The organism is Niveispirillum sp. BGYR6, from assembly GCF_027568365.1.
Lineage (GTDB): Bacteria > Pseudomonadota > Alphaproteobacteria > Azospirillales > Azospirillaceae > Niveispirillum.
Genome location: NZ_JANLNL010000009.1, coordinates 213,335 through 239,202, shown reverse-complemented (window position 1 = coordinate 239,202; position 25,868 = coordinate 213,335). Strand labels below are relative to the sequence as shown.

General features: G+C 61.6%; 22 protein-coding genes and 1 other RNA gene. 9 read left to right on the top strand and 14 right to left on the bottom strand.

The window, feature by feature from the left end; all coding sequences use genetic code 11:
- Positions 1 to 235 precede the first annotated feature (235 nt).
- Positions 236 to 1,228 carry an NAD(P)H-dependent glycerol-3-phosphate dehydrogenase gene (locus tag PCJ49_RS18525; protein ID WP_269912240.1) on the top strand — a complete coding sequence of 331 codons (993 nt, stop codon included), beginning with the start codon at positions 236 to 238 and terminating at the stop codon, positions 1,226 to 1,228.
- Positions 1,229 to 1,239: 11 nt separating this feature from the next.
- On the opposite strand, the gene PCJ49_RS18520 is transcribed toward PCJ49_RS18525, so the two are convergent.
- From PCJ49_RS18520 to PCJ49_RS18500, 5 genes are all read right to left on the bottom strand, one after another.
- A complete protein-coding gene (locus PCJ49_RS18520) occupies positions 1,240 to 1,551 on the bottom strand; it encodes a hypothetical protein (protein WP_089286278.1) in 312 nt (103 codons plus the stop codon).
- A 166-nt stretch (positions 1,552 to 1,717) separates the two neighbouring features.
- Entirely contained in the window at positions 1,718 to 6,259 is a 4,542-nt protein-coding gene (gltB, locus tag PCJ49_RS18515) for a glutamate synthase large subunit (protein WP_269912239.1), read from the bottom strand.
- A 50-nt stretch (positions 6,260 to 6,309) separates the two neighbouring features.
- Entirely contained in the window at positions 6,310 to 6,591 is a 282-nt protein-coding gene (locus tag PCJ49_RS18510) for a DUF2442 domain-containing protein (protein ID WP_160105483.1), read from the bottom strand.
- A 4-nt stretch (positions 6,592 to 6,595) separates the two neighbouring features.
- Complete coding sequence (locus PCJ49_RS18505) at positions 6,596 to 6,856, bottom strand: DUF4160 domain-containing protein (protein ID WP_089286275.1); 261 nt, start codon at positions 6,854 to 6,856, stop codon at positions 6,596 to 6,598.
- A 2-nt stretch (positions 6,857 to 6,858) separates the two neighbouring features.
- Positions 6,859 to 8,307: an NAD(P)-dependent oxidoreductase gene (locus PCJ49_RS18500; protein WP_269912238.1), complete on the bottom strand. Its 1,449-nt coding sequence runs from the start codon at positions 8,305 to 8,307 to the stop codon at positions 6,859 to 6,861.
- A 370-nt stretch (positions 8,308 to 8,677) separates the two neighbouring features.
- Here PCJ49_RS18500 and PCJ49_RS18495 point away from each other — a divergent pair, with 370 nt between their 5' ends.
- The 3 genes from PCJ49_RS18495 (at position 8,678) to ssrA (ending at position 10,689) form a co-directional block, all read left to right on the top strand.
- On the top strand, positions 8,678 to 9,493 hold the full coding sequence (locus PCJ49_RS18495) for an undecaprenyl-diphosphate phosphatase (RefSeq protein ID WP_269912251.1): 816 nt from the start codon (positions 8,678 to 8,680) through the stop codon (positions 9,491 to 9,493).
- A gap of 8 nt (positions 9,494 to 9,501) precedes the next feature.
- Positions 9,502 to 10,308 (top strand): RNA methyltransferase, encoded by an 807-nt coding sequence (locus PCJ49_RS18490; protein ID WP_269912237.1) that lies wholly within the window; start codon positions 9,502 to 9,504, stop codon positions 10,306 to 10,308.
- Positions 10,309 to 10,321: 13 nt separating this feature from the next.
- Positions 10,322 to 10,689, top strand: a transfer-messenger RNA (tmRNA) gene (ssrA, locus tag PCJ49_RS18485).
- Between the two features lie 255 nt (positions 10,690 to 10,944).
- On the opposite strand, the gene PCJ49_RS18480 is transcribed toward ssrA, so the two are convergent.
- The 6 genes from PCJ49_RS18480 to oppB all read right to left on the bottom strand — a co-directional run bounded on the left by PCJ49_RS18480 (position 10,945) and on the right by oppB (position 17,113).
- Positions 10,945 to 11,964 (bottom strand): dipeptide ABC transporter ATP-binding protein, encoded by a 1,020-nt coding sequence (locus PCJ49_RS18480; protein WP_269912236.1) that lies wholly within the window; start codon positions 11,962 to 11,964, stop codon positions 10,945 to 10,947.
- Between the two features lies 1 nt (position 11,965).
- A complete protein-coding gene (locus PCJ49_RS18475; protein ID WP_269912235.1) occupies positions 11,966 to 12,994 on the bottom strand; it encodes an oligopeptide/dipeptide ABC transporter ATP-binding protein in 1,029 nt (342 codons plus the stop codon).
- Positions 12,995 to 13,006: 12 nt separating this feature from the next.
- On the bottom strand, positions 13,007 to 13,921 hold the full coding sequence (locus PCJ49_RS18470) for an ABC transporter permease subunit (RefSeq protein WP_089286232.1): 915 nt from the start codon (positions 13,919 to 13,921) through the stop codon (positions 13,007 to 13,009).
- A gap of 26 nt (positions 13,922 to 13,947) precedes the next feature.
- A complete protein-coding gene (locus PCJ49_RS18465) occupies positions 13,948 to 14,208 on the bottom strand; it encodes a DUF2442 domain-containing protein (RefSeq protein ID WP_089286231.1) in 261 nt (86 codons plus the stop codon).
- An 87-nt stretch (positions 14,209 to 14,295) separates the two neighbouring features.
- Entirely contained in the window at positions 14,296 to 16,137 is a 1,842-nt protein-coding gene (locus PCJ49_RS18460; RefSeq protein WP_269912234.1) for a M2 family metallopeptidase, read from the bottom strand.
- Between the two features lie 52 nt (positions 16,138 to 16,189).
- Positions 16,190 to 17,113 carry an oligopeptide ABC transporter permease OppB gene (oppB, locus tag PCJ49_RS18455; RefSeq protein ID WP_089286229.1) on the bottom strand — a complete coding sequence of 308 codons (924 nt, stop codon included), beginning with the start codon at positions 17,111 to 17,113 and terminating at the stop codon, positions 16,190 to 16,192.
- 562 nt (positions 17,114 to 17,675) lie between these two features.
- On the opposite strand from oppB, the gene acnA reads away from it, so the two are divergent.
- The 5 genes from acnA to PCJ49_RS18430 all read left to right on the top strand — a co-directional run bounded on the left by acnA (position 17,676) and on the right by PCJ49_RS18430 (position 22,726).
- Entirely contained in the window at positions 17,676 to 20,381 is a 2,706-nt protein-coding gene (gene acnA / locus PCJ49_RS18450; protein ID WP_269912233.1) for an aconitate hydratase AcnA, read from the top strand.
- 208 nt (positions 20,382 to 20,589) lie between these two features.
- Positions 20,590 to 20,967 (top strand): DUF1842 domain-containing protein, encoded by a 378-nt coding sequence (locus PCJ49_RS18445; protein WP_089286227.1) that lies wholly within the window; start codon positions 20,590 to 20,592, stop codon positions 20,965 to 20,967.
- 133 nt (positions 20,968 to 21,100) lie between these two features.
- Positions 21,101 to 21,613 (top strand): hypothetical protein, encoded by a 513-nt coding sequence (locus PCJ49_RS18440; protein WP_269912232.1) that lies wholly within the window; start codon positions 21,101 to 21,103, stop codon positions 21,611 to 21,613.
- Positions 21,614 to 21,623: 10 nt separating this feature from the next.
- Positions 21,624 to 22,145 carry a hypothetical protein gene (locus PCJ49_RS18435; RefSeq protein WP_269912231.1) on the top strand — a complete coding sequence of 174 codons (522 nt, stop codon included), beginning with the start codon at positions 21,624 to 21,626 and terminating at the stop codon, positions 22,143 to 22,145.
- Between the two features lie 38 nt (positions 22,146 to 22,183).
- Positions 22,184 to 22,726: a hypothetical protein gene (locus tag PCJ49_RS18430; RefSeq protein WP_269912230.1), complete on the top strand. Its 543-nt coding sequence runs from the start codon at positions 22,184 to 22,186 to the stop codon at positions 22,724 to 22,726.
- A 311-nt stretch (positions 22,727 to 23,037) separates the two neighbouring features.
- Here the strand turns inward: PCJ49_RS18430 and PCJ49_RS18425 are convergent, their stop codons facing one another.
- The 3 genes from PCJ49_RS18425 to PCJ49_RS18415 form a co-directional block, all read right to left on the bottom strand.
- A complete protein-coding gene (locus tag PCJ49_RS18425; protein ID WP_269912229.1) occupies positions 23,038 to 23,880 on the bottom strand; it encodes a phage minor head protein in 843 nt (280 codons plus the stop codon).
- Positions 23,881 to 23,980: 100 nt separating this feature from the next.
- Positions 23,981 to 24,778: a 4-hydroxy-tetrahydrodipicolinate reductase gene (dapB, locus tag PCJ49_RS18420; protein ID WP_269912228.1), complete on the bottom strand. Its 798-nt coding sequence runs from the start codon at positions 24,776 to 24,778 to the stop codon at positions 23,981 to 23,983.
- Positions 24,779 to 24,840: 62 nt separating this feature from the next.
- Positions 24,841 to 25,794, bottom strand: coding sequence for a zinc ABC transporter substrate-binding protein (locus PCJ49_RS18415; RefSeq protein ID WP_269912227.1), 954 nt, complete (start codon positions 25,792 to 25,794; stop codon positions 24,841 to 24,843).
- Between the last annotated feature and the right edge of the window lie 74 nt (positions 25,795 to 25,868).

Sequence of the window (25,868 nt, the reverse complement as noted above, 5' to 3'; positions counted from 1 at the left end):
TCGCGCAATCTGCCGCCTCATTCGCGCCGCCATCCTCATCGGCTCACCCAAAACACCAATCGCCGCCTGAAATCACCAAAAACAAAACCCCGCCGAATTTCGACGGGGTTTGTCAGCAGTCTGGGGCGGCCCTCTCCAGGCCGCCCTTCTTGCTTGGGCGCGCCCGGCGGGGTAAGCCTTGCCGGAACGGAACTGTCATTGCCGATCCTTGAAGACCAAGCCAGGGGGAAACACCATGCGTCGCATCGCTGTCATCGGGGCCGGGGCCTGGGGCACAGCGCTGGCCATGGCCGCCGCCCGCGCCGGGGCCGAGGTGGTGTTGCAGGCGCGTGAAGCGGAACTGGTAGACACCATCAACCGCAGCCGGGAAAACAATATCTACCTGCCCGGAATCCATCTGGACCCGGCGATCCGCGCCACCCAGGATATGGCCGATGCGGCATCCTGTGATGCCGTGCTGCTGGTGACGCCGGCCCAGCATCTGCGCACTGCCTGCCGCACCCTGAAGCCCCTGCTGGCACCGGGGACGCCGGTGATCATCTGCGCCAAGGGCATTGAGATTGAAACCGGCGCGTTGATGAGCGAGGCGGCAGAGGCCGAACTGGGCGGGCAGCCGCTGGCCGTGCTGTCCGGCCCCACCTTCGCCGCGGAAGTGGCCAAGGGCCTGCCCACGGCGGTGACCCTGGCCATCACGGATGAAGCGCTGGGCCGCCGCATCGTGGCCGCCATCGGCGGCCGTACCTTCCGCCCCTATCTGTCCGACGATCTGATCGGGGCACAGGTGGGCGGGGCGGTGAAGAATGTGCTGGCCATTGCCTGCGGCGTCGTCCATGGCCGCTCGCTGGGCGATAATGCCCGCGCCGCCCTGATCACCCGTGGTCTGGCGGAAATCGCCCGGCTGGGGATGACGCTGGGCGCGCGGCCGGAAACCCTGATGGGCCTGTCCGGCCTGGGCGATCTGACACTGACCTGTTCATCCCTGCAATCGCGCAACATGTCACTGGGGGCCGCCCTGGGCCAGGGCCGCACCCTGGAACAGGTGCTGGGCGAACGCCGCTCCGTGGCGGAGGGGGTCTTTACCGCCCGCGCCGTGGTGAAGCTGGCGGCAACCAAGGGCGTGGACATGCCGCTATGCCAAGCGGTAGACGCCCTGTTGAACCATGGCGCCAGCCTGGACAGCGTGATTGACGGGCTGATGACTCGCCCCTTCAAGCACGAGATGCTGTGAGGCGGACGCGTTCACCGCAGCAGCGGCAACAGCGCCACGCCGCCAATCACCAGCCCTAGGAACCCCAGGCTGACATAAAGCGTCACCTTGCGGCCGGTGGACATGGGCGTTACGGCAGCGGCATCATCGGGCAGCTTGCGCGCCTTGAAATAGCCGATGACGCCCATCACCAACATGGCACCGATCACCGATCCCAGAATGGTGGTCACCATCGCCCCCAGGTCGCCGCCCTTAGCACCCCCCAGCCGGACCACGGCCACCACCATGCCGATGATGAAACCGATCAGCGCGTGTTTGATGATGGTCAGCGTACTGGTCTTCATATCCCACCCCCACTCGCGTTTTTGGATGGGATAAATTTACCTCTGCTATTTACCACTCTCTATCCACAATAAAGGGGGGAGCCCGCCGCAGGATTGCTTACCCCCAAAGAAAAAGGGGTGATCCAATCGGACCACCCCTTCCCTATAAGCAGCGATTTATCGCTGCTTACTCAGCGCTCAACCGTTCCGGGGCCGTCACCGGCACCGCCAGACGGTGCAGCATTTCCTTCGGCACCACCTGCCAGAACTGGCCGCGCACCAGTTCCCAGTCGTTCAACAACTGGGCGGCCCAGCGGCTGCCGGTTTCGTCCACATGCTCCTGGATCAGCGCCTTCAGCTGTTCCTCGTAATGCGGCACTTCCAGACGCTGATAGATGACGCTTTCCGGGTTCACATAGAGCGGGAAGCGGTTCTCCTCGTCATAGACATAGGCCATGCCGCCCGTCATGCCGGCGCCGAAATTATCGCCGACCGACCCCAGAATGACGGCCAGACCGCCCGTCATATATTCACAACCGTTGGAGCCGCAGCCTTCCACCACCACGGTGGCGCCGGAATTGCGCACCGCGAACCGTTCCCCCGCCTGACCAGCGGCGAACAGCTTGCCGGCGGTGGCACCGTACAGAACGGTGTTGCCGATGATGGTGTTCTCATTGGTCTTCAGCGGGCTGGCCGTCAGTGGACGCACCACGATGGTGCCGCCCGACAGGCCCTTGCCAACATAGTCATTGGCATCGCCGAACACTTCCAGCTTCAGCCCCTGCACCGCGAAGGCACCCAGGCTCTGCCCGGCAGAACCGCGCAGCCGCACCGTGGCGTGGCCCGGCTGCAGGCCCTTCATGCCGAACTTGCGGGTGATCATGCCCGACAGCGCCGTGCCGATGGCACGGTGCGTGTTCTGGGCATGATACTGCATCTGGGTCTTTTCGCCATCCTCGAACAGGGCGCGGGCGTCCTTGATCATCTGGGCGTCCAGCGTGTCCGGCACCTCATTACGGCCTTCCAGCGTGCAGTAACGGGCATATTCACCGGGGTCGGCCACGGACAACAGCGGGTTCAGGTCCAGATCGTCCAGATGGGCGGCACCACGGCTGACCTGATGCAGCAGGTCCGACCGGCCCACCACTTCGCGCAGCTCACGGAAGCCCAGGTTGGCCAGGATCTCACGCACCTCCTCAGCGATGAAGCTGAACAGGTTCACCACCTTTTCCGGCGTGCCGGTGAACTTCTTGCGCAGTTCCTCATCCTGCACGCAGACGCCAACCGGGCAGGTGTTGGAATGGCACTGGCGGACCATGATGCAGCCCATGGCGACGAGCGCCGCCGTACCGATGCCGAATTCCTCCGCCCCCAACATGGCGGCCATCACGATGTCACGGCCGGTCTTCAGGCCGCCATCGGTACGCAGGGTGACGCGGTGGCGCAGACGGTTCAGCGTCAGGACCTGCTGCACCTCCGACAGGCCCATTTCCCACGGCACGCCAGCATATTTCACCGACGTCTGCGGGGAGGCACCGGTGCCGCCATTATGGCCGGCGACCAGAATGATATCCGCACCCGCCTTGGCCACACCGGCGGCGATGGTGCCGATGCCGGAGCGCGACACCAGCTTCACGCAGACCTTGGCGATCGGGTTGACCTGCTTCAGGTCATAGATCAACTGCGCCAGATCTTCGATGGAATAGATGTCATGGTGCGGCGGCGGGCTGATCAGCATCACGCCCGGCGTGGAATGGCGCAGCTTGGCGATCAGTTCGGTGACCTTGAAGCCGGGCAACTGCCCGCCTTCACCGGGCTTGGCGCCCTGGGCCACCTTGATCTCGATCTCCCGGCACTGGTTCAGATATTCCGCCGTCACGCCGAAGCGGCCAGAGGCCACCTGCTTGATGGCGCTGTTCCAGTTATCGCCATTGGCATCCGGCTTGAAGCGCGCCGGGTCTTCCCCGCCCTCCCCGCTGACCGAGCGGGCGCCGATGCGGTTCATCGCCACGTTCAGCGTGCCATGCGCTTCGGGCGACAGGGCCCCCAGCGACATGCCCGGCGTGATGAAACGCTTGCGCAGGCTCGTGATGCTTTCCACCTCATCCACCGGCACGGCCTTTTCCGCCGGCTTGAAATCCAGCAGGTCGCGCAGGTTGATGGGCGGACGCTTGTGCAGCGCCTCGGAATATTTCTTGAAGGTGGAGAAGCTGTCCGTCGATACAGCGGTCTGCATCATATGGATCAGGCCGCCTTCCCAGGCGTGGCGGTCGCCACCCTTGCGGAAGCGGTAGAAACCGCCGACCGGCAGGGCCACCACGTCTTCGTCATAGGCCATCTTATGCTGGCCCAGCACTTCTTCCTGGATGCCCAGCAGGCCCAGGCCGGAGATGCGGGACGGCAGACCGGGGAAATATTCCGCCGCCAGCGAACGCGACAGGCCAATCGCCTCAAAATTCAGGCCACCACGGTAGCTGCTGATGATGGAGATGCCCATCTTGGACATCACCTTCAGCAACCCGTCATTGATCGCCTTCTTGTAGCGCTTCAGGCATTCCTCCAGGCTCATCTGCCCGAACAGGCCACGGCGGTGGCGGTCGGCGATGGCTTCCTGGGCGATATAGGCGTTGACCGTGGTGGCACCGACACCGATCAGCACCGCGAAATAATGCACGTCCAGGCATTCGCCCGACCGGACATTCAAGCTGGTGAAGGTGCGCAACTGCTGGCGGATCAGGTGGGTATGCACCGCCCCGGTGGCCAGGATCATCGGCATGGGCGCGCGGGTGCCGCTCATCGCCTCATCGGTCAGGATGACATGGGTGGCACCGCCCCGCACGGCATCCTCTGCCTCCTGGCGGATACGGCGCAGGCCATCGCGCAACGCGTTGGGGCCGGCACCGGCATCGAAGGTGCAGTCGATCTCTGCCGCCGTCGTCCCCATATATTTACGCATGGCGCGGAATTCTGCCGTGGTCAGCACGGGGCTTTCCAGCTGCAGCAGGCGGCACTGGCCGGCATCTTCGTCCAGAATGTTACCCAGATTGCCCAGCCGGGTCTTCAGCGACATGACGCGGGTTTCGCGCAGACTGTCGATGGGCGGGTTGGTGACCTGGGCGAAGTTCTGGCGGAAATAATGGTGCAGGCCGCGATACTTGTCCGACAGCACGGCGATGGGGCTGTCATCGCCCATGGAGCCGACCGCCTCCTTGGCGTCATCGACCATCGGCTGCAGGATCAGTTCCAGATCCTCCATGGTGATGCCATAGGCCAGCTGGCGGCGGCGCAGCTCATCCTTGGACAGTTCCGCCGGTTCCACCGGGGCCTTCTTCACCAGATCGTCCAGCACGGTGATGTTGCCGATCCAGTTGCCATAGGGACGCTGGGCGGCCAGATTGTCCTTGATCTCCCGATCATGGAACAGCCTGCCTTCCACCAGATCGACGGCAATCATCTGCCCCGGACCCAGGCGGCCCTTTTCCACCACGGCCTGTTCGTTGATCTTCACCATGCCGGCTTCGGAACCGCCGATGATCAGCCCGTCGCCGGTGATGACATAGCGCAGCGGGCGCAGGCCGTTACGGTCCACACCGCCAACAACCCAGCGACCATCATAGATCGCCAGGGCGGCCGGGCCGTCCCACGGTTCCATCACGGAATTGGCGTAGGAATAAAGGTCGCGGTGGGCCTGCGGCATCACCTCCTTGTTCGACCAGGCTTCCGGCACCAGCATGGTCTTCACCATGGGGGCGGAACGGCCGGCCTTCACCATCAGCTCAAACACGGCATCCAGTGCGCCGCTATCCGAGGAGCCGACGGGGATGATGGGCTTCAGGTCTTCGACATTGGCGCCGAACACCTCATGATCCATGCGGGTTTCGTGCGCCTTCATCCAGTTGACATTGCCGCGCAGCGTGTTGATCTCGCCATTATGGGCGAGCGTGCGGAACGGCTGGGCCAACTGCCAAGTCGGGAAGGTGTTGGTGGAATAGCGCTGGTGATAGACGGCGAAATTGCTCTCAAACCGCTCATCCAGCAGGTCGGGATAAAAGGCCGTCAACTGTTCGGCCAGGAACATGCCCTTATAGATGATGGAGCGGGCGGACAGCGTACAGATATAGAAGCCGCCGATCTGCTCACCGGCCACCGCCTTTTCGATGCGGCGGCGGATGATATAAAGGTCGCGCTCGAACTGGTCTTCCGGCACCTGCTTGGGGTTGCCGACCATGATCTGTTCAATCTCGGGGCGGGTGGCGTTGGCCTTCTCCCCGATGATCGAAATGTCGATCGGTACCTGACGCCAGCCATAGATCGTGTAGCCCCAGTTGAGCACTTCCGTCTCAACAATGGCGCGGCAGCGTTCCTGCGCCGACAGGTCGGTGCGCGGCAGGAAGACCTGGCCGACGGCGATCAGGCCCTTGGGCTCCGGATGGCCGGTGCGCACGACATGTTCGCGGAAGAAGGCCTGCGGCAGCTGCACATGGATGCCGGCGCCGTCGCCGGTCTTGCCATCGGCATCCACCGCGCCGCGGTGCCACAGGGCGCGCAGCGCCTCCACAGCCTTTTCCACCACCTCGCGCCGGGGCTTGCCATCAATGGCCGCCACAAAGCCGACGCCGCAGGCATCATGCTGTTCGGTATCAACGAAGGCAGTATTGTCCAGCAGGGCCTTGTTGGCGGTGTACTCAGCCGCAAAAATCTCACCGGCGTGGAGGTTGGCGTCGGTCATGTCATGGCCCTCGGTGTTCGAAAACGAATGAAATTCGCGTATCGGGTCGGTTATTCGGCAGCGACGTCGGGATAGTCGCGTTTCAGATCATCAGGGTGGGTGCGGTACCAGAGGCTGTCGGCACTGAAATCAATCTCCACCGGCCAGCCCAGATAATAGCCGTCTTCGGCCACGTAGAGCTTACCGGTGAAGAAGGCGACATCGGCCAAAGGGGTGAATACCTTGCCCTTGGCGATGGTCGGCTTGAAATCGACAATGCTGGTCGGACCGTGTTGCCATTCAATGGTAACGGTAAAGTCCGGATTGGCGGTTGCCTTGGCGATGTAATACATGGGGTCAGCCTCCGATCCTGGGTGGCGTTTCGCCATCCTGCACCATATTCCAGGCCCTATACAGGGCCGGCAGATGGCGGCGCGCCCAATCCCGGATCGCCCGGATTTCAGCCGGCCTCAGCTGCCCCTTGATTTCCACCAGCGTCAGTTCCGCCAGATCGAACTTTGCCTCCACACCCTTGCCGCGCACATGGAAATGGGGCGGCGCATGGTCTTCAAAGAAGAAGACGATCGCATATCCCAGGATCCAGGCGACGGTCGGCATCCTTACTCCGCCGCCACAGCCACTGGCTGGGCAGCCTTGGCCTGGATGAATTTGTGGATGCCCTCGGCGGCGTCGCGGCCATCCTTGATGCCCCACACCACCAGCGAGGCACCGCGCACGATGTCGCCGGCGGCAAACACGCCATCCAGGTTGGTCATCATGGTGCCATACTTCACCTGCACCGTGCCCCAGCGGCTGACCTTCAGTTCCGGCGCGCCGAACAGGGTGGGGATTTCCTCCGGGTCGAAGCCCAGGGCCTTTACCACCAGATCGGCCTCAATCGTGTAGCCGGACCCTTCGATGGGCAGCGGGGTCTGACGGCCGGTGGCATCGGCCACGCCCATATGCATCTTGAAGACCTTGACGCCGGTAACATGCGCATCGCCGGTGAACCCGTCCGGCGCCGTCTGCCAGACGAATTCCACGCCCTCTTCCTCCGCATTCGCGGTTTCGCGCTGCGAACCCGGCATGTTCTTGCGGTCGCGGCGATAGAGGCACTTCACCGACTTGGCGCCCTGGCGGATGGCGGTGCGCACGCAATCCATTGCCGTGTCGCCACCGCCGATCACCACCACATTCTTGCCCTTGGCGTTCAGCTTGCCGGTCTCAAAATCCAGCACCGTGTCGCCCAGGCTCTTGCGGTTGCTGGCGGTCAGGTAATCCAGTGCGGCAACAATGCCGTCCAGCCCGGAACCAGGCCCGCCCAGATCGCGGGCCTTGTACACGCCGGTGGCGATCAGCACGGCGTCGTGCTGCGAACGCAGGGTGCGCAGGTCGATATTGCGGCCAACCTCCACGCCCAGATGGAACTCAACGCCCGATTCCTCCAGCTGCTTCCAGCGGCGGATGACGACTTCCTTATCCAGCTTGAAGCCGGGAATGCCATAGATCAGCAGGCCGCCCACGCGGTCATAGCGATCATAGACATGAACCTTATAGCCCTTCTGGCGCAGCTGGGCGGCGGCGGCCAGACCGGCGGGGCCGGCACCGATGATGCCGACGGACTGGTCACGCTCCACGCGCGGAACAATGGGCTTCACCCAGCCGCGTTCCCACGCCGTGTCGGTGATGTATTTTTCCACCGCACCGATGGTGACCGTGCCGTGGGTCGACTGCTCAATCGTGCAGTTGCCTTCGCACAGACGGTCCTGCGGGCAGATGCGGCCGCAGATTTCCGGGAAATTATTGGTGGCCTGGGACAGCTCATACGCCTCTTCCAGCCGGCCTTCGCGCGTCAGCTTCAGCCAGTCGGGGATATTGTTGCTGACCGGGCAATGCACCTGACAGAAGGGCACACCACACTGGGAGCAGCGGCCCGCCTGTTCGGATGCACCCTGATCGCTGAAGCGGGCATAGATCTCATCAAAGTCCTGGCGACGCAGCGCCGGTTCCCGTTTATCGGGCATCCGCTGTTCGGTATGGACAAACCCGAGCATATTCTGCTGCGCCATGGAACCAATCCTCATTCCCACCTGAAACCCAGCCGGCGGACGGGTAATTCCCTTATCCTCCAGCGGCGGAGAACGATCATATAAAGTGCTGAAAGACGCTGTTCCAGCAGTTTTTGAGCGATAGGTCAGCATTGCTGCCTATTTTTCAGCGCATAAGTCCTGTGCTTTCGGCGCAACCTCAGTTAAGAACCATTCTCAATCGTCAAAATAGGTCCGTTTCGGACCTTTCCATGTCAGAACCATTGCAAAAGCGCGATTCCGGGTGACACGCCCAACCGGGCGCCCATGTCGCAGTCGCCAGGGCGGGGAGCGGCTGCTATACAGGCGCCGCCGATCCCCCTCCGATTGTCCCAAGGGAACCGCCATTTTGATCGCTGAAACCACCCCCTTTTTCGATGCCATCCTGCTGGGTCTGCTGGAAGGGTTGACGGAATTCATCCCCGTCTCCTCCACCGGCCATCTGATCATGCTCAGCGAGGTGCTGGGCTTCAAAGGTCAGGCCGAAGACCTGTTCAAGGTGGTGATCCAGTTGGGCGCCATCCTGGCCATCCTGCTGGTTTATTTCAGCAAGCTGTGGGGCGTGCTGACCGGCCTGTTCCGGGGCGACAAGGCGGCGGTGGGCTTCACCGCCGCCATCCTGCTGGCCTTCCTGCCCGCCGCCGGCATCGGCGTGGTGGCGCATGATTATATCAAGAGTGTGCTGTTCAACCCGACCGTGGTGTCCATCGCCCTGATCGTTGGCGGCATCATCATTCTGGTGGCGGAAAAGCTGGTGAAAAGCCCGCGTTATTTCGCGGTCGAAAATTTCCCGGCCCGGCTGTCGCTGTCCATCGGCTTCATCCAGTGTCTGGCCATGATCCCCGGCGTTTCCCGCTCCGGTGCCACCATCATCGGATCGCTGCTGATGGGGGTGGAGCGCAAGGCGGCAGCCGAGTTCAGCTTCTTCGTCGCCATCCCCACCATGCTGGGCGCGGCCGTCTATGATCTCTACAAGAACCGCGATGTGCTGGCTGTCGACTCGGTCAGCCTGATCGCCGTGGGCTTCGGTGTGGCCTTCCTGTCCGCCCTGGTGGTGGTGCGCTGGCTGGTGGATTTCGTCAGCCGGCACGGCTTCACGCCCTTTGCCTGGTACCGCATCGCCATCGGCACCATCATGCTGTCCTATCTCACCTTCTTCGCCGCCTGATTGCTTTCATGATTGACCAGCCAAAGCCGCGCCCCACCCTGCGCCTGAAACCACCGGCCCCGCCGCCGTCCAAGCCGGCGCGGCGCAAGCCTTTCCGTGTGGCCGGCTGGCCAGCAGTGGCGGCCCTGTTCGCGCGCGATCCGGACCGGGTGGAGCGGCTTTATTTCGATGAGCGGTTCCGTGCCGAGACCGGCCCCTTCTGCGCGCGGCTGGCCGAACAGCGCAGGCCTTACCGGATGGTGCCGGCGGCGGAACTGGAGAAGATTGCCGGGTCGGCCATGCATGGCGGCATCGTGGCCGAAGCGCAGCCGCGCCCCGTGCTGGCCTATGATCCGGCGATGGCCGGCCAGTGGCGGGCGGAAGGCCGCCGTCTGTTGATTCTGGATGGGGTTTCCAACCCGCATAATCTGGGTGCCATCATCCGCACCGCCGCCTTTTTCGGTATCGACCGGGTGCTGATCTCCGACCATAAGGGCCAGGCCCTGCCGTCAGAGGCAGCCTATCGCGTGGCCGAAGGCGGGTTCGAATATGTGGAGCTCTATCAGGCCCACGGCTTTGCGGCGGCCCTGGGGGCCTTGCGCCCGCATTACCGCACCGTGGGCACGGCGCTGGGCGATTTCCCCGGCCTGGATGCCCTGGCCCCCAGCGCCGACGGGCGGCCCACCGCCTTTGTGATGGGGAATGAAGAACATGGAATGCCGCCGGAAAGCCAGGCCGCCTGCGAAGCGCTGGTGACGATTCGGGGCAGTGGCTGGGTGCAGTCGCTGAACGTATCCGCCACCACGGCCATCCTGGCCTTCCTGCTGGCCCGCTAAGCGGCTCCACATACCCCTTCCATTCGCGGAAGGGAGCGCCTATATAGGGCGTGTCGGGTTCGCCCGACTATGGGGATAAACGCGGTGTGGAATAGACGTTGCGGACCCGGGGGCGGTACCCGGCGCCTCCACCATTCCCCCATCGGTCTGGCCGGTATCGCGGCAGCCAATGGGTTCATGGGGGCGAACTAGGATCGACGCGCGTAATAAAGGCATAGTCTTCTCCCGGCATGATACCGCCGTTATCGGGTCAAACCTTATAGATGCCAACGATAACTCGGCGTCTGACCTTCGCATGGCTGCCTAATTCCCCCTAAAGGGCGTTAGTCAGTTAGCTTAGTTCGCAGCCCGGGGGGAGCTGGGCAACAGAATCCCCCCACCTTATTTTCAGACATTGTCGGGTTTTGGCGCGCGACCTTGGGCGACAGGGTGGCGTGTTTTGTCGCTTGTGCTTTATCGGCCAAGGTCAGCTTTGCCGCTTTTGTGCCTCCCCCGCGAAAGCGGGGGTCCAGGGGCCACAAGGACCAGCATTTCGGTTCCATCGGCCCCTGGACCCCCGCTTACGCGGGGGAGGCATGAGAGGTGAAACCGGATACCTTGCAAAAATGTTCAGAGAGAGGGCGACGCCGCGCCCCTTCAGTGATGCCCCACCGTCGGCACGGCGGCGGCGTCGGGGATGCCCCAATGGTGGCAGGCCACGCGGTGGCCCGGCATCTTTTCTTCCAGCACCGGCACTTGCCCGGCGCAAATGTCGCTGGCCTTGGGACAGCGGGTGCGGAAGACACAGCCCGAGGGCGGCTTCATCGGGCTGGGCAGGTCGCCGCCCAGCACAATGCGCTGCTTGTTCTTCTCAATATCCGGGTCCGGCACCGGCACCGCGGAAATCAGCGCCTGGGTATAGGGGTGCAACGGCGCCTCATAGATGGCGTCGCGCTCGGCGATCTCCATCACCTTGCCCAGATACAGCACCATCACCCGATGGCTGACATGGCGCACCACCGACAGATCGTGGCTGATGAACAGCAGCGACAGGCCGAATTCCTTTTGCAGATCCATCAGCAGATTGACGATCTGCGCCTGGATCGACACGTCCAACGCCGATACCGGCTCGTCACAAATCACCAGCTTCGGGTTCAGGATCATGGCGCGGGCAATGCCGATGCGCTGACACTGGCCGCCGGAAAATTCGTGCGGATAGCGGTTAATCATCTGCGGCAGCAGGCCGACCTTGGCCATCAGGGCGCGGACCTTGGCCTTGCGCTCCTCTGCCTTCATCTTGGGGAAGAAGACGGTCAGCGGTTCGCCGATAATGTCGCCCACGGTCATACGCGGGTTCAGGCTGGCCAGCGGGTCCTGGAAGACGATCTGCATGTCGGCGCGCTTCTGGCGGATCACCTCCGCGCCGACGCCGGTCAGTTCCGACCCCATGAACACGACCTTGCCATCGGTCGGCTTGATCAGTTGCAGCACGGCACGGCCCAGCGTGGATTTGCCACAGCCGCTCTCGCCCACGATGCCCAGCGTCTCCCCCTCATTCAGGGTGAAGGAGACGCCATCCACCGCCTTCAGCGGGGTATATTGGCCGATCAGGATGCCCCCGGTGCGGATGGGGAAATGCACCTTCAGCCCTTCGACGCGGAGAAGTTCTTTCGACATATCAGGCGCTCCGGGCTTCAGCGGCAACCTTCAGCGAAGGGGCCTTGGGGTCGCTGACGGGGTTGGCGAGGCTCAGCAGATGGCAGGCCTTGGCATGGCCCGGCGTCACATCGCGCAGCAGCGGCAATTCATCCACGCAGCGTTCATGCACATAGTCACAGCGTTCCTGGAACGGGCAGGCCTTGGGCAGACGTTGCAGGTTGGGCGGCTGGCCGGGAATGGCATAGAGCTTTTCCCGCCGCCCCTCCGTCAGGCGCGGCATGGAGGCCAGCAGGCCCGCCGTGTAAGGATGGGCGGGTTGATAGAAAATTTCCTGCACGCTGCCGGTTTCCATGAACCGGCCGCCATACATCACCTGCACCTTGTCGCACAGGCCGGCCACGGTGCCCAGATCATGGGTGATCAGCACGATGGCGGCCTTGGTGACGCGCTTCAGATCGGCCATCAGGTCCAGAATCTGGGCCTGCACCGTCACGTCAAGCGCCGTTGTCGGCTCATCCGCGATCAGCAGTTCCGGTTCGCACAGCAGCGCCATGGCGATCATGATGCGCTGGCGCATCCCGCCGGACAGTTCATGCGGGTACTGCGCCAGCCGGCGCGCCGCCTCCGGGATGCGGACCAAGTTCAGCATCTCCAGCGCCCGCTTCACGGCGGCCGCCTCGCCCATGCCCTTGTGCTGCACCAACACTTCGGTCATCTGCTTGCCGATGCGCAGATGCGGGGTCAGGCCGGTCATGCTGTCCTGGAAGATCATGGCGATCTTGTCGCCGCGGATCTTGTTGAGATCCTTCACCGGCATCCCGACCAGCTCAGTCCCGCGATATTTGGCGGAACCCAGCGTGCGGCCATTCTTGGCCAGCAGCCCCATGACGGACATGAAAAGCTGGCTTTTGCCCGAGCCGCTTTCACCGACAATGCCGACGCACTCCCCCTCATTCACATCGAAGGAGACGCCATTGACGGCGGAGACCTCGCCATCAGGCGTGGCAAAGCGAACCTTCAGGTCGCGGACTTCCAATACTGCGGTCATATCCGGCGCCCCTTAGCGGTCCTTCGGGTCCAGCGCATCGCGCAGACCGTCACCGATGAAATTGAAGCAGAACAGCGTCACCGCCAGGAAGACGGCCGGGAAGATCAGCATATGCGGGGCATTTTCCATCTGTGCCGCCCCTTCGGAGATCAGCACACCCCAACTGGTCATCGGCTCCTGCACGCCCAGGCCCAGGAAAGACAGGAAGCTTTCCACCAGGATCACCACCGGCACCATCAGGGTGACAAACACGATCACCGGCCCGATGACATTGGGGATGATGTGGCGGCGGATGATATTGGGGGTGGAAACGCCCGATGCCCGTGCCGCCTCGATGAACTCCTTGCGCTTCACCGACATGGTCTGGCCGCGCACGATACGCGCCATGGTCAGCCATTCCACGCAGCCAATGGCAATGAACACCAGCACGATGTGACGCCCGAACACCACCACCAGGATGATGATGAAGAACATCAGCGGCATGGAATAAAGCACGTCGACGATGCGCATCATGACCGTATCGATACGCCCACCGAAATAGCCGGCGATGGAGCCATAGGCCACCCCGATCACCAGCGCCACCATGGTGGTGACGATGCCCACCATCAGGGAGACGCGGGCACCATAGAGCGTGCGGATGAACAGGTCGCGTCCATTGGCATCGGTACCGAACCAATGGCTGTTTTCCAGCATCGGTCCGACCCCGATATAATCCCAATAGACCTCGTCATAGGCGTGCGGGCTCAGCACGTCGGCGAAGATCGCCATCAGCGCGATGATGCCCAGCACGATCATGCTGGCCACCGCCATCTTGTTGGCGAACAGGCGGCGCCTTGCATCCTGCCAAAGCGAGCGGCCCTGCACCTCCTCGGCGGCTTTCTCGATCAGCGCCGCCCGTTTGGTACCGCCGGTGATGTCTTGAACCATCGTCGTCTGCTCTTTCCCTACGCGCTCTATTCCGCGGCCTGGACCTGCGAACGCTGCCAAAGCTGCGTGCAGGGGATTTCCATCAGATCGGACCAATGCAGGTCATACCCATATTCCCCGATCGTCACCTGATCGAACCGCGCCGGGTTTTCCCGGATCGGGGCAAAAATCTCGTACCGGTCGATGATGTCGGCGATATCGACCACCGATATCTGGCCGACATCCCACTCCAGCCGAAGCTTGAAACCCGGCAGGGTGGTAACGGATTTGATCCGTGGTGTACGCATCCCATCACCTCCTTGTCGGGTTCAGGGCCTGGAACATGGCCAGGATAACATCCTGGTTGGTTTTGGCCCACGCTCCTTCTCAAACCCTTACTGCCAGCCGCAGCTCTTGCCTTCGTTCTGCTTGTCCAGCCATTCCTTCAGCGGGGCGAAATAGGCCAGCATGGCGCCGGCATCCATCTGCTCGCTGCCGGTAAAGGCCTTCAGCGCTTCCGGCCAGGGCTTGGAAGCGCCCATTTCCATCATCGCATTGAAGCGCTTGCCCACTTCCGCGTTGCCGGCGATGGAGCAGCGATGCAGCGGCCCCGTATAGCCCGCCTGCTGACAGGCCGCCTGATGGAACTGGAACTGCAGGATGCGGGCCAGGAAATAGCGCACATAGGGCACGCTGGTGGCGACATGGTTCTTGGCGCCGGGGTCGAAATCGGCTTCGGTCCGTTCCACCGGGGCGGCCACACCTTGATACTTGGTGCGCAGATCCCACCAAGCCTTGTTGTAATCCTCCGGCTTGATCTTGCCGTTGAACACATCCCAACGCCATTTGTCGATCAACAGGCCAAAGGGCAGGAAGGCCACCTTGTCGAGTGCCTGTTGCAGCAGCAGGCCGGTATCCCCCTCGGTGGAGGGTTCCTTGTCCAGCAGGCCCAGCTTCACCAGATAGCCCGGCGTCACCGACAGCGCGATGAAATCGCCGATGGCTTCGTGGAAGCCGTCATTGGCGCCATTGCGGAACAGGGTCGACTGGGCCTTGTAGGCGCGCTGATAGATATTGTGGCCCATCTCATGATGGATGGTCTGGAAATCGTCACCATTGACCCGCATGCACATCTTGATGCGGATATCATCCTTGTCGTCGATATCCCAGGCGCTGGCATGGCAGACGACTTCCCGGTCCTTCGGACGCGTCAGCATCGACCGTTCCCAGAAGGTCTGCGGCATCGGCTCAAAGCCCAGGCCAGTGAAGAAGCCCTCGGCGGACTTCGTCATCTTGATCGGGTCGTAATTGGCCTTGGTCAGCAGGGCCGTGACATCGACATTGCGGGCCGTCTGCTTGGGTGCCACCAAATCATAGACATTGCCCCATTCCTGCGCCCACATATTGCCCAGCAGATGGGCCGGAATCGGCTTGTCCTGCGGCACCACGTCGGTGCCGTATTTCTCACCCAGCTTGGTGCGGGTATAGCAGTGCAGGCTGGTATAAAGCGGCTTCACCTGCTCCCACAGCCGGTCGGCCTCCGCCTCAAACTGGTCGGCGGTCATGTCATAGCCGGAACGCCACAGCGTGCCGGCGTCCGCCACTCCCAATTCCTTGGCGCCGATATTGGCGATCTCCGCCTCGCGCTGATAGATCGGGCGCATCGGCTGGGCCACCTTGTGCCAGCCGGTCCAGAGCCGCTTCAGCTCCTTTTCATCGCGCGAGGTGCGGAAGATATCGTCGATCTCGTCCAGCGTCAGGCAGTCGCTGCCATCCTCACGGCAGACCTTGCCGGTGGCGTAAAGCTCACCCAGCTTGGCGTCCAGCTCCGACAATTCCTTGTTCAAGGCCGGGTCGGCAGGGGACGGTAGCGCCGTTTCATTGCGCAGCAGGGCCAGCTTGCGCGCCACATCCGGGGCGAGATCCAACCCGACAAACTGCTTGCTCTCCGCCGTCAGGCGGGCGACCAGCGCGCTATATTCCGCCCCCGTGGCCGATGACAGGGCCAGCGTGTCCGGGGTGATATAGGTGTTCATCACCCAGGACTGGCGGTTCAGCTTCTCCCGCGCCGCACCCAGTTCGGCCTCGGCCCGCTCCACAAACGCTGCCGCATCCGCTGCCGTCGCCTTGGCCGGGGCTGCCGGCGCCTCGGCCTTCTTGTCGCCCGGCTGGCAGGCCGTCAGCAGGAACAGGGTGCCGATGGCAGCACCGGTACGGAGCAGGTGGGAAAGCCGCATGGGGATATCCTTCGGGCGGAACGTACTATTAAGTAAGGATAAAAGCGCCGGATCAGTCGTAGCGGACACGCGGGTCCATCAGGCCATAAACCAGATCAACCAGTAGATTCATCAGCACGATCAGGCTGCCATAGGTAATGACGGTGCCCATCACCAGCGTATAGTCGCGGTTGATCGCCCCCTGCACGAAATAGCGGCCAATGCCGGGCAGGCCAAAAATCTGCTCGATCACCACCGATCCCGTCACCAGACCGGCAATGGCCGGCCCCAGATAGGAGACGACGGGCAGCATGGCCGCGCGCAGCGTGTGGCGGGTGATGATCAGATGTTCGGGCAGCCCCTTGGCATGGGCCGTGCGCACGAAGTTGGAACGCAACACCTCAATCATGCCGCCACGGGTCAGGCGGCTGACAATGGCGATCTGCGGCAGGGCCAGCGCGATCACCGGCAGCACCAGATTGCGGAAGGAGCCATCGCCCAGCCCCGCCACCGGCAGCCAGCCTAGATAGATGCCGAAAATCAGCGTCAGCAGCGGCGCCATGACGAAATTGGGAATGGTGATGCCCACCATGGCAATGCCCATGATGGAATAGTCGGTCTTGGTGTTCTGGCGCATGGCGGCCAGAATACCCAGCGTACAGCCGATCAGCACCGCCAGCGTCACCGCCGACAGGCCCAGCCGGGCCGATACCGGCAGACCGGTCAGGATCAGCTCGGAGACGGTGAAATCCTTATAGGTGAAGGACGGGCCGAAATCGCCCTGCAGCGCCTTGCCCAGATATATGGTGAATTGCTGCCAGACCGGCTTGTCCAGATTATAGGCGGCCTTCAGGTTCGCCTCGATCTCCGGCGGCAGCACACGCTCGCTGTCGAACGGGCCGCCGGGGGCGGAATGCATCAGAAAGAAGGACAGGGCGACGATCACCAGCAATGTGGGGATCGCTTCCAGCAGGCGCCGGACAGCGTAAGACAACATCGATAGAAACCCTCCATCGCGCCTTCGACCAGCATGGTAGCTGCCATGCATCGGATGCATTTCGCGCGGACGGGAGTGACGTTTCTGTGAAAACAGTCCCCCTGTCAACCGCGTCCCGGCAAAAGAGACATAATTTCAAAAAACCCACCCAAAGCACACCACTTCCCCCATGAAATGGGCGCTTTAGGACATTTTCAGAGGAAGACACACGATCGCACGTAAAGGGGCGATAGAATGCGCAGAACAGCCAATTCCAACCAGGGGGCCGCTGGAGTCTTTGCCTGGCCCCCCTGCCCGCCCCGCCCATGTCCGGTAACAGGCCCCGTCAATACCCCTCTCCCGACCCACCTAGTTAAGATCGTTTCGCAACAAGCCCCTACCTTGATCGAATATGAGTGAAAAGGGGGTCTGATCCCCCCTAGAGGGGTTTGCCCCGCACCGCGAAAAGCGCTAAACCACGCTCCGAAAAGCCACCCTGGCAGGCCTTGGCCCCGGACGCTGGAGCCGGGGCAAGAAGTCATGTCGCCTGCCGCTTTCGACCCCGATGGAGGAGTCACCCCCGATGTCCACGATCACCGGCCAGGACAGCCTGAAAGTCCGCCGCACCCTGACTGCCGGCGGCAAGTCTGTTGATTATTTCAGCATTCCCGAAGCCGAGAAGGCCGGCCTGGGCGACGTGTCGCGCCTGCCCTTCTCCATGAAGGTGCTGCTGGAGAACCTGCTGCGCTTCGAAGACGGGCGCACGGTGAGCGTGGACGACGTCAAGGCCGTCGCCCAGTGGCTGGTCGATAAGCGGTCCGACCGCGAGATCGCCTATCGCCCGGCCCGCGTGCTGATGCAGGATTTCACCGGCGTGCCCGCCGTCTGCGATCTGGCCGCGATGCGCGAAGCCATGGTGGCGCTGGGTGGCGACCCGACCAAGATCAACCCGCTGACCCCCGTCGATCTGGTTATCGACCACTCGGTCATGGTTGACGCCTTCGGCACGCCCAAGGCGTTTGATGAGAATGTGGACCTGGAATTCCAGCGCAATGGTGAGCGTTACGAGTTCCTGCGTTGGGGCCAGAAGGCCTTCAATAATTTCCGCGTTGTGCCGCCGGGCACCGGCATCTGCCATCAGGTGAACCTGGAATATCTGGCCCAGACCGTCTGGACCGATACGGACCAGACCGGCGCCACCGTCGCTTACCCCGACACGCTGGTCGGCACCGACAGCCACACCACCATGGTCAACGGCATGGCCGTGCTGGGCTGGGGTGTGGGCGGTATCGAGGCTGAGGCCGCCATGCTGGGCCAGCCCATCTCCATGCTGATCCCGGAAGTTGTTGGCTTCAAGCTGACCGGCAAGCTGCGTGAGGGCGCCACGGCCACCGATCTGGTGCTGACCGTCACCCAGATGCTGCGCAAGAAGAAGGTGGTGGGCAAGTTCGTCGAGTTCTATGGCCCCGGCCTGGACGCGCTGACCCTGGCCGACCGTGCGACGATTGCCAACATGGCCCCGGAATATGGCGCCACCTGCGGCATTTTCCCGATCGACGCCGAGACCATCCGCTTCCTGCACTTCACCGGCCGCGACGCCGACCGCGTGGCGCTGGTCGAGGCCTATGCCAAGGCCCAGGGCATGTGGCGCGATGCCTCCACGCCCGATCCGGTCTTCACCGACACGCTGGAACTGGACCTGGGTTCGGTGGAGCCGTCGCTGGCCGGCCCGAAGCGTCCGCAGGACCGCGTGCTGCTGTCCAACGTGACCAAGGAATTCGGTGACTTCCTGGCCACCGACGTTGCCGGCCGCCCGATCAGCCAGCCGACCGATGTGGCCGGTGCTGATTACAAGCTGGATCATGGCCATGTCGTGATCGCCGCCATCACGTCCTGCACCAACACCTCCAACCCGTCGGTGCTGTTCGCCGCCGGTCTGGTGGCGAAGAAGGCCGTGGAACTGGGCCTGACCGCCAAGCCGTGGGTGAAGACCTCCCTGGCGCCCGGCTCCCAGGTCGTGACCGACTATCTGAACGCCGCTGGCCTGTCCCCGTACCTGGACAAGCTGGGCTTCAATCTGGTCGGCTATGGCTGCACCACCTGCATCGGCAATTCCGGCCCGCTGCCGGACCCGATTGCCGCCGCCGTGGACGCTGGCAAGCTGACCGTTGCGTCGGTGCTGTCCGGCAACCGCAATTTCGAAGGCCGCGTTTCCCCGCAGGTCCGCGCCAACTATCTGGCCTCCCCGCCGCTGGTGGTGGCCTATGCGCTGGCCGGCACGCTGCACCTGGATATCTCCAAGGATCCGATCGGCACCGGCAAGGACGGCCAGCCCGTCTTCCTGAAGGACATCTGGCCGTCGAACAAGGAGATCGAGGACACGATCGCCCAGTTCCTGACGCGCGAAATGTTCGTCAGCCGCTATGCCAACGTGTTCCTGGGGCCGGAGCAGTGGCAGAAGATCAAGACCGTCGAAGGCATGACCTATAAGTGGGACGAGAAGTCGACCTACGCCAAGCGTCCGCCGCTGTTCGACGGCATCACCATGACGCCGGGCTCCGTGTCCGACGTGAAGGGTGCCCGCGCGCTGGCCATCCTGGGTGACAGCATCACCACCGACCATATATCCCCGGCTGGTAACATCAAGAAGACCAGCCCGGCCGGTGAATATCTGCTGGAACACAATGTCACCGTCGCCGACTTCAACAGCTACGGCGCCCGCCGTGGCAACCATGAAGTCATGATGCGTGGCACCTTCGCCAATATCCGCATCAAGAACGAGATGCTGGACGGCGTCGAAGGCGGCCTGACCAAGTATGTGCCGACCGGCGAAGTGATGCCGATCTATAATGCGTCGATGAAGTACCAGGCCGAGGGCACGCCGCTGGTGGTGTTCGCCGGTCAGGAATACGGCACCGGCTCCTCGCGTGACTGGGCCGCCAAGGGCACCCGTCTGCTGGGCGTCTCCGCCGTCATCGCCGAAAGCTTTGAGCGTATCCACCGCTCCAATCTGGTCGGCATGGGTATCCTGCCGCTCCAGTACCCCGCCGGTGTCAGCCGCAAGACGCTGAAGCTGGACGGGTCGGAGACCTTCGACATCGAAGGCGTGGAAGCCGGCTTGAAGCCCCGCATGGACCTGAAGCTGACCATCACCCGCGCCGACGGGTCGAAGGAAGTGGTCAACCTGCTCTGCCGTATCGATACGCTGGACGAGGTGGACTACTTCAAGAATGGCGGCATTCTGCAGTACGTGCTGCGCAACCTGGCCACCCCGGCGGCGGCTGAGTAAGTTTGATCCGATACCACCGGGGCAACCCGGCGGTGTTTGGGATGGAAGAGCCCGGCGGAGCGATCCGCCGGGTTTTTTTGTGTATCACGCCTTGATATTGCGGGTTTGAGTTGAGAGATTTTCTCACAATTTATCTCAATTTATAAGGTGATTATGATCAAGTAAAAGCAATTAATGGGGGTACAACAACCCAAGATGGAGCTTTCAAATGACCAAAAGCGTTTATGATTTAACGATTACGACTGGCTTTGACGGCGCCCCGACCATTCGGGGAACCTTCACCTTGGATGGGAACAGCGCCAGTGGCATCGCGCGTTTGACCCAGGCCGTTAATCCGCCGATCAACACGCCAGCAATGTTCCCTGAGGGCCACGGTGTTTTGGTTGCGAACACGCTGACTTTGTTTCTGAGCGGCGTATCTTTGTCAGCCAGCTTTCCCATTCCATTCGTATCAGCACTGGGAATATTGGCAACAATCGACGGGACGGCCGTTTCCGGCAAGGCAAGCTTTACTTACTACGCCAACGGCGCCAGTCATCGCTTAACTGATGTACCGGTCACCGGTAACGTATTGACCCTCGGCTAAGGCGGCGCTCGCCTAGCCCTTTAAAGCCCGGCGGAGCGATCCGCCGGGCTTTTGGTGCATCAAAATAATCCATTGCAACCGATAAATCCTGCCTGCAAGATGCTTCACCATATGGGGGAAGTAGGGATCATTCATGCGGCTTCTGTTGTTCTTCGGGCTTGGGCTTCTGGCTGCTGCCGGCCTGTCACCCCGCGCCACCGCCACGGAATCGCCGGTGCCCGGCTGCGGGCTGGCCAACAGCTATTTCTGTGGTGTCTGGCGGCCATCTGGAAAAGGTTCGGAAGCCGGAGGGCGCGTGACCATCGAAAATGGTGTCTGGACCTGGGAAAATAAGGACAGGGCAGAATGCCTGCTGCTGGACGAAGGGGAACGCGCCGGCCGGCCCTACGCGGCTTTCCGCTGCAATTACCGCTATGATGGTGACGGCATGGTGGAACAGGAATTCGTCCTGCTTTATCCGCTGCCGGCAAGCCCTGCCGGCTCCGCGATTGCCACCCCGATGACCGGACTGAACATATCAATCGCTGATAAATTAGATTGCCTGTTTTCTGGGTGGGCTGAATTAATCAAGAATAATAGCGTTAGAATTTCAACACAACCAGAATCTAAATTCTGCGGCATTACGACAATGATATACTTCAGATAGGGTATTAAACGTGAAAATATTAATTTCAATCATATTTATCCATCTGATTATTTTTGCCCTCGCAAGCACACCCGCGCCTGCTGAGGCGCCTCCTCCGACGTGCGGGTTGGCCACCAGCTTTTTCTGTGGTGTCTGGGCCCCTGCTGGCAAGCGGGAGGAAGCCGGGGGGCGGGTGACCATCAATGCCTCCGCCTGGACCTGGGAGAATGGGGACAGAGCCGATTGCCAGTTGCTCGACCAGGGTGATCAGGGCGCGCGGCATTATGCGACTTTTCACTGCACCATTCTCTGGGCAGCCGATGGGCAAAAAGAACAGCAGTTCGCCATCCTCTATTCAGAATCCCCCTTCCGACCCGGGGAAATGCCCGCCCGCTACGCGGAACGCGGTGGCATGTATATGTCAGCGACGGAGAAGCTGGACTGCCTCATGAACGGATGGGAGGAGCTTGCTCAAAGCAAGAATTTAGAAGAAATAAAATTCACGCCATCCTCAAGGTGTGGAGAAATTTTTTCTTATTTTTATCTGAGATAACAAAAGTTCACCAATAAAAGATGAAATACGGAGACAACATGAAGACCTTCTCTTTCCTATTATTATATTTTTTAGCACTAACCATCCCGTCAGGCCTCGCCAGTGCCGCCAACCATTCCCCCAAAGACTGCGGACTAGCCGAGCGTTCCTTCTGCGGCGTCTGGCTCCCCGTCGGTAAGTCGGGGGAAGCTGGCGGACGTGTTACCATCAGTGCGACGGGTTGGACCTGGGAGAATGGTGACAAAGCCGATTGCCAATTGCTCGATCAAGGGGACCAAGGGGACCGGCGCTATGCGACTTTCCATTGCACGATCCGTTGGCATCCCCATGGAGAAGAGGAGCAGCAGTTTTTTCAGCTATACTCGGAACGCCTACACAAAAAAGATGCTCTTGGATTTATAAAAACTCATATCGGTCGCATTTACATGTCAAGTACCGAGAAATTAGAATGCCTTCAGGATGGGTGGAATGAATTGATAAAAGACGAAAAAATATTACATTATAGAAAATCCGAAATCAAAATGTGGATATATAGATACAGAGTTCCACGACAGGTGATTTTTGGGAGAATTTTTCCATAAGGGCCATTGATGATAATTTCACAGTGGCCCTTCACTTTATTAAGATTTTGTCTTTTTTTCTTCTTCCAATAATTTTGCCTTTTCGAAATAGGTGCGCACAGCTTTATTGCGTTCGTCGGGAATCGCGTTTCTGTTGCTTTGCTGCGCGGCAGCTCCCCAGTCTCTGATCGCAATTGCCGCAAATAGATTTTTCCATTTTCAGCATTGAACTTGGTAGTACCAATATTATAGATCATATCCATCAATACGATTTTTGCCGGGGTAGGGAAACAGGAGAATCCAGAGAGTTTTTTCCTGAGATCTTTTTCAAATTACTGAACACTATCTTTGAACATTTTCTTATAATCTGCACTCGACAATCCTAATTTGGTAATTTTGCTATATTTTTGCGCAAGATAATTGATCTTGTCCTTACCATTTTTTTCAGCTTCCGCCCATGCGTCATCGATAAATTTTCTTAACTTCTCATACCCATCCGTTACCTCTGTGAGAGTGGCAAAACGCCCATCTTCAGTGTCCATCCGCCATGGCAGGGATTTGAACCGGTCCCATTGATTAACGTTCGCGCCAACGCCCACAGTGATAAACCCGAGAGAGTCTCCATATGGAAAGCTGGTTGTCTTTTCATGTCGCACCAACATTTCCACCGCCTCATCCAGCCATGGCTCCTGGAAACAATGCGGCTCACCGTCCTTGGCGGTTTTCCCGACGGCACCCACAGCCGCCACCCCATCCCGTGATGTCACCGCATCCACCAACTCCGCCCAGCAGCGGCAATGTTCCTCCTCCCCCGGTTCGGGCCAGGCTTTCCAGCGGAACAGCTTGCCTTCCCGCGCCGCGTGGCTGGGGCGGACGCGGTCATCCCGTACCGTCCGCCAGATATAGCGATCATTGCCGGATGTCCGGGCCAGATATTCCTGCAGGGTCTGGACCGTCTCATCATCGGGTTTGACCTGCCCGGTCGGGGTCAGCCCGGTCAGGCGCTGGAACGCCTCAATTGCCTCAAACAGGCGGGTTTCGGCAAAGCGGGTCATGCCGATCAGATCGTCGGGCAGATAATGGCCCAGACGGTTCAGCACCCGCTTCAGGTTCAGAATATCATTGGGATCGGCATCAGCATTGCGGGCGACGGCCCGCTTCAGCTCCAGTTCCATCGGCTTTCTCCAGAAACAAAAAAACCCGCCCCACAGATGTGGGGCGGGCAGCTTCAAAGGAAAACTATCCTATGGCCGGAAAATGGTCAAGCCTAGCCGTTTACAGCCCCAGCACATCATCCATGCTGTAAAGCCCCGCCGGCTTGCCTGCCACCCAGAGGGCGGCGCGCACGGCCCCACGGGCGAAGATGGCGCGGCTGCCGGCCTTGTGGGACAGTTCCAGCCGTTCGGCCTCTGTGGCGAACATCACCGTATGGTCGCCCACCACATCGCCGCCGCGCAGGGTGGCAAAACCGATATCGCCCGGCTTGCGGGCCCCGGTATGGCCGTCGCGTACGGCATCCTTCACGGTGGCCAGATCAACGCCGCGCCCATCCGCCGCTGCCCGGCCCAGGGCCAGGGCGGTACCGCTGGGGGCATCCACCTTGTGCTTGTGGTGCATCTCCACAATCTCGATATCCCAATCCGGCCCCAGTGTGGCCGCCACCTTGCGCACCAATCCCGCCAGCAGGGTAACGCCTAAGCTGAAATTGGCCGAGACCACCAGAGGGGTCTTGGTCGCGGCCTGTGCTAGCCTGGCATGGTCATCGGCGGAAAGGCCGGTGGTGCCGACAATCAGCGCCGTGCTATGGGCCACCGCCAGATCGGCATGGGCCAGCGTGGCGGCGGGGGCAGTGAAATCAATCACCGCATCGGCGGCGGCGAACAGGGCGGCGGCATCATCGGTCAGCACCACGCCCGCCGGCTCCAGCCCCACCAGCGTGCCCAGATCGCGGCCCAGCGCCGGATTGCCCGGCCGTTCCGTGGCACCGGCCAGGATGGCGCCTTTGCTGCCCAGCACCTCGCGGATCAGCATCTGGCCCATGCGGCCCGCGCCGCCAACGATCCCGATACGCATCTGCCCATTCCCATATCTGATGGCAAAACCGCATCAGGGCATAGCACAGGGGGCGGGCCGGATCAGCCCCCGGAAAGGCAATCCACCAGTGCCTTGGCGTTGAAGCGCATCAAGGTCGGGTACAGGCCCGCCCCTTCGGGGATATTCGCCCCTTCCGGGTCCAGCGTGCCGGTGCGCACGGCGGAGCCTTCCACCAGCACCTTCACCAGTGCCGGTTCAAACTGCGGTTCGGCGAAGACGCAGACGGCCTTGGCATCGGCAATGGCATGGCGCAGCTGCGACAGGCGGGCGGCCCCCGGCCGCTGATCCGGTGTCACCGTGATGGCCCCGGCGGCGGCCAGGGCGTAGCGATCTTCCAGATAATGATAGGCATCGTGGAAAACGATGAAGGGCCGGTCCTTCACCGGGGCCAGCTGGGCCGCCAACTCGCGGTCCAGTGCTTCGATGGCAGCCACCTGCTTTTGCGCATTGGCGCGGTATGTCGTTGCCCGCTCCGGGTCCAGCTTCGCCAGATTGTCGGCCACCGCCTGGGTGATGGCGATCGCGTTGCGTGGGTCCAGCCAGATATGGCCATCGGTGCCGCTGGCACCATGATCATGGTCGTGATCATGGTGATCATCATGCGCGTGGGAATGATCATGCGCCTCCCACACCCCGCCGGCCCGGCTGGGCAGCACGCGCACACCATCTGCCGATGCCAGCGACAGTTTCACCGCGCCACCGCCCAAGGCCGCCAGCGGCTTTTCCAGGAAGGTTTCCAGCGCCGGCCCGACCCAGACCACCAGTTCCGCCCCGTTCAGCGCCTTGGCGTCAGAGGGGCGCAGGGTGAAATCATGCGGGCTGGCCGCCCCGCGCACCAGCAGGTAAGGATTCCCTACCCCCTCCATCACCCCGGCCACCAGCGCGTGCAGCGGCTTCACACTGACCACCACATCCGGCGGCGGGGCCGCCAGGGCAGGCATGGCCCAGAACAGGGCAGCAACGGGCAGCAGGCGAAGAAAGCGGCGGGTGAGCATGGGAATAACCGGACATCAACAAGGAGAGCACATAAGTTGTTATATTATAACATTTGTCAAGCCATGGGGATTGG

Bases quoted from the DNA above. Each gene is read 5' to 3' on its own strand.
- PCJ49_RS18505 (WP_089286275.1), bottom strand. From the start codon at position 6,856: ATGCCGACCGTCGCCTGGATCCTGGGATATGCGATCGTCTTCTTCTTT.
- dapB (WP_269912228.1), bottom strand. From the start codon at position 24,778: ATGCGTATCGGGATCGTTGGCGGCGCGGGCCGCATGGGCCAGATGCTG.
- PCJ49_RS18430 (WP_269912230.1), top strand. From the start codon at position 22,184: ATGAAGACCTTCTCTTTCCTATTATTATATTTTTTAGCACTAACCATC.
- PCJ49_RS18415 (WP_269912227.1), bottom strand. From the start codon at position 25,794: ATGCTCACCCGCCGCTTTCTTCGCCTGCTGCCCGTTGCTGCCCTGTTC.
- PCJ49_RS18475 (WP_269912235.1), bottom strand. From the start codon at position 12,994: ATGACCGCAGTATTGGAAGTCCGCGACCTGAAGGTTCGCTTTGCCACG.
- PCJ49_RS18465 (WP_089286231.1), bottom strand. From the start codon at position 14,208: ATGCGTACACCACGGATCAAATCCGTTACCACCCTGCCGGGTTTCAAG.
- oppB (WP_089286229.1), bottom strand. From the start codon at position 17,113: ATGTTGTCTTACGCTGTCCGGCGCCTGCTGGAAGCGATCCCCACATTG.
- PCJ49_RS18520 (WP_089286278.1), bottom strand. From the start codon at position 1,551: ATGAAGACCAGTACGCTGACCATCATCAAACACGCGCTGATCGGTTTC.
- PCJ49_RS18445 (WP_089286227.1), top strand. From the start codon at position 20,590: ATGACCAAAAGCGTTTATGATTTAACGATTACGACTGGCTTTGACGGC.
- PCJ49_RS18440 (WP_269912232.1), top strand. From the start codon at position 21,101: ATGCGGCTTCTGTTGTTCTTCGGGCTTGGGCTTCTGGCTGCTGCCGGC.
- PCJ49_RS18425 (WP_269912229.1), bottom strand. From the start codon at position 23,880: ATGGAACTGGAGCTGAAGCGGGCCGTCGCCCGCAATGCTGATGCCGAT.
- acnA (WP_269912233.1), top strand. From the start codon at position 17,676: ATGTCCACGATCACCGGCCAGGACAGCCTGAAAGTCCGCCGCACCCTG.
- PCJ49_RS18500 (WP_269912238.1), bottom strand. From the start codon at position 8,307: ATGGCGCAGCAGAATATGCTCGGGTTTGTCCATACCGAACAGCGGATG.
- PCJ49_RS18525 (WP_269912240.1), top strand. From the start codon at position 236: ATGCGTCGCATCGCTGTCATCGGGGCCGGGGCCTGGGGCACAGCGCTG.
- PCJ49_RS18480 (WP_269912236.1), bottom strand. From the start codon at position 11,964: ATGTCGAAAGAACTTCTCCGCGTCGAAGGGCTGAAGGTGCATTTCCCC.
- PCJ49_RS18490 (WP_269912237.1), top strand. From the start codon at position 9,502: ATGATTGACCAGCCAAAGCCGCGCCCCACCCTGCGCCTGAAACCACCG.
- gltB (WP_269912239.1), bottom strand. From the start codon at position 6,259: ATGACCGACGCCAACCTCCACGCCGGTGAGATTTTTGCGGCTGAGTAC.
- PCJ49_RS18510 (WP_160105483.1), bottom strand. From the start codon at position 6,591: ATGTATTACATCGCCAAGGCAACCGCCAATCCGGACTTTACCGTTACC.
- PCJ49_RS18460 (WP_269912234.1), bottom strand. From the start codon at position 16,137: ATGCGGCTTTCCCACCTGCTCCGTACCGGTGCTGCCATCGGCACCCTG.
- PCJ49_RS18470 (WP_089286232.1), bottom strand. From the start codon at position 13,921: ATGGTTCAAGACATCACCGGCGGTACCAAACGGGCGGCGCTGATCGAG.